We start from the raw sequence: 3,211 nt of genomic DNA, 5'->3' as shown, positions 1-3,211 counted from the left end.
GAAAACACGCCCCCGATCGCGGGTCGACGCGGGGGAAGCGCGGGAGGGTTTGGGAAAACACGCCCATTCGCGCGGGAGGGTTTGGGGAAACACGCCCGATTGCAACCGAGCGTTGGAAGTGGGTCAGGCGGGCTTTTTTGCGGAGTAGATGTCCTCCACCACGGCGTCGAAGTCCTTCAGGACCTGGGCGCGCTTGACCTTCATGGAGGGGGTGAGGTGGCCGGAGGTTTCGGTGAAGTCGGTGTCGATGATCCGGAACGCCTTGACGGACTCGGCCTGGGAAACCGAGCCGTTTGCCTTGTCGATGGCATGCTGGACGGCGGCGATGACCACCGGCTCCTTCGCCGCCTGCTCCACGGTGATGCCCTCGGGCAGGCCGTTGTGGCGCCCCCACTGCGGCAGGGCATCCGCGTCGAGGGTCACGATGGCGGCAATGAACGGGCGGTTGTCGCCGATGACCAGGCACTGGGAAACGATGGCATCGGCGCGGATCTGGTCCTCGAGCAGTGCCGGCACCACGTTCTTGCCGCCGGCCGTAACGATGATTTCCTTTTTGCGCCCGGTGATCTTCAGGAAGCCCTGTTCGTCCAGCTCGCCGATGTCGCCCGTGCGGAACCAGCCGTCGGCGAAGGCGTCGGCGGTGAGGTCATCGCGGCCAAAGTAGCCCTTCATGACGCACACGCCCTTGGCGAGGATCTCGCCGTCGTCGGCGATCTTCACGGCGTTGCCGGGCAGCGGGGCGCCGACTGTGCCGATCTTGATGAGTTCGGGGCGGTTGACCGTGACGGGTGCAGTGGTCTCCGTCAGGCCGTAGCCTTCGAGGATCTGAAGGCCAATGCCCTGGAAGAAGTGGCCCAGCCGTTCGCCCAGCGGTCCGCCGCCGGAGACTGCATGGCGGACGTTGCCTCCCATGGCTGCGCGCAGCTTGCCGTAGACCAGTTTGTCGAACAGGGCATGCTTGGCCTTCAGCAGCAGCGGCACCTTCCCTGCCTGGCCCGCGCGGGAGAAATCGATCGCCGTCTGGGCGGCTGCGGCAAAGATCTTGCCCTTGCCTTCGCCCTCGGCCTTGAGCACGGCGGAGTTGTAGACCTTCTCAAAGACGCGCGGCACGGCCAGGATAAAGGTGGGCTTGAAGCTTTGGAGGTCCTCGAGCAGGTGCTTGATGTCGGGGGTGTGCCCCACCTTGGCGCCGGCTGCCACGGCCAGCACGGAGATGTAGCGGGCAAACACGTGCGCCAGGGGCAGGAACATGACGGTCTGCGAGCCGGGCGGGACAACATCCCTGCCCAGCACGGCCAAGGCGTTTTCGCTCAGTTCCACGAAATTATGGTGCATGAGCATGCAGCCCTTGGGCCGGCCCGTGGTGCCGGAGGTGTAGATGATCGTGGCGATGTCATCGAGGCTGTTGGAGGTGCGGTGGACCTCCAGCACTGCGTCGGGCACGTCGCGGCCTGCGTCCCGCAGGGCGTCCAGGCCGTCGCCTTCCATTTGCCAGACATTCTTCAGCGCCGCCAGCCCCTCATTGTGCGCGGCCTGTCGGATCACGTTTTCGTGGCCGGCGGATTCGGCAATGACGGCCACGGCCTGGGAGTCGCCCAGGTTCCAGGCCACCTGCGACGGCGACGACGTTTCGTAGATCGGCACGGACACGGCACCTGCGAACCAGATGGCAAAGTCCACCAGCGACCATTCATAGCGGGTGCGGGCCATGATGCCCACACGGTCGCCCACCCCGATGCCCGAGGCGATCAGGCCCTTGGCAATGGCGCAGACGTCGGCGTGGAATTCCTTGGCGGAGACGTCCACCCAGACATTGTCCGCGTTGCGGCGGGAGAACAGGGCGGGATTTGAATCCAACCGCGACTGGCGCAGTAAAAGGTCCGTGGTGTTCATGGTCCGCGGGCTGACCACCTGGGCCGGAACGGTAATCTCGCGCACTGTGGCTCCTTACGTATGACAGTCCAAACAAGGCTTGGCCTTACTCTATCCGGAGCCCGCAGCAGCCGGTCCGAAGAAATAAGTTACTCATCAGTAACTTTATGTTGTTTGGATCACACATTCAATTCGGGGACCGTGCCGCCCGCGGTGGCTAGACTCGGGGGATGCAGCAACCTCGCCCCGTCTTCAGGCCCACCCTGCGATTTCCAGGACGGGCGGCCGTCGGTGGAAGCCTGGCCCTCGGCATAGACATCGGCGGAACGAAGGTTGCCGCGGGCGTCGTGGACGGCATGGGAAACATCCGCGAGGAGCTGCGCCGTGAGACCCCGGGCCGCGACCCCAGGGCCGTGGAGGCCGTCATCGTGGACCTGGTCCGCGAGCTGGGCGCCCGCCACGAGCTGCGCAGCGTCGGCATTGGCGCCGCCGGATGGATGGACCTCGACGGCGGCACGGTCGTCTTCAGCCCGCACCTCGCCTGGCGGAACGAGCCCCTGCGGGAAAACCTGGAGAGGCTCCTGAACCGGCCCGTGGCGCTGGCCAACGACGCCGACGCCGCCGCCTGGGCCGAGTGGCGCTTCGGCGCCGGACGCGGGCACGACCGCCTGGTGTGCCTGACCCTGGGCACCGGCATTGGCGGCGCACTCGTCGTCGACGGCCGGGTGGAGCGGGGCAGCTTCGGCATGGCGGGGGAGTTCGGCCACCAAATCATCATGCCCGGCGGGCACCGCTGCGAGTGCGGCAACCGCGGCTGCTGGGAACAATACGCCTCCGGCAACGCGTTGGGCAGGGAGGCACGGGAACTGGCCCGGGCGAAGTCGCCGATGGCCACCGAACTGTTGGCCGCCGTTGACGGGCGCCCCAAGGACATCACCGGGACCGTGGTGACGGAACTTGCCCTGGCCGGGGAGCCGACGTCGCGGGAACTGGTTGAGGAAGTGGGGGACTGGCTCGGCCTGGGCATTGCCAACCTGGCCGCGGCGCTGGACCCGGCGCTTTTCGTCATTGGCGGCGGCCTGTCCGCGGCCGGCGAGCTGCTGCTGGCCCCGGCCCGGCGTACCTACGCAAAGAACCTCACGGGCCGCGGCTTCCGGCAGGAGGCCGTCATCACGGGGGCGCAGCTGGGGCCCTCCGCCGGCCTGATCGGTGCCGCGGACCTCTCACGGGTACGCCAGTCCGACCGCCTGGGGGTGCGGCGCCGGCACACGAGGCACGCCCGCAGCACCCTGGGCCGCTAAGGGCAACAGCCGCCACATGGGCCGGGCGCCCAGGCCGG

General features: G+C 67.5%; 2 protein-coding genes. One reads left to right on the top strand and one right to left on the bottom strand.

Features of this window, described 5'->3' with window-relative positions:
- Window positions 1-123: 123 nt before the first annotated feature.
- Window positions 124-1,938, bottom strand: a complete 1,815-nt coding sequence (locus G6035_RS19335; protein ID WP_176618726.1) for an AMP-dependent synthetase/ligase — start codon at window positions 1,936-1,938, stop codon at window positions 124-126.
- 164 nt (window positions 1,939-2,102) lie between these two features.
- Here G6035_RS19335 and G6035_RS19330 point away from each other — a divergent pair, with 164 nt between their 5' ends.
- On the top strand, window positions 2,103-3,173 hold the full coding sequence (locus G6035_RS19330) for an ROK family glucokinase (protein ID WP_176618725.1): 1,071 nt from the start codon (window positions 2,103-2,105) through the stop codon (window positions 3,171-3,173).
- Window positions 3,174-3,211: the final 38 nt, after the last annotated feature.

The sequence above is a fragment of the Arthrobacter sp. SDTb3-6 genome (assembly GCF_013376095.1).
Classification (GTDB): domain Bacteria; phylum Actinomycetota; class Actinomycetes; order Actinomycetales; family Micrococcaceae; genus Specibacter.
Note: the sequence above shows the minus strand (reverse complement) of the source record. Positions and strands in the feature narration are given on the sequence as shown.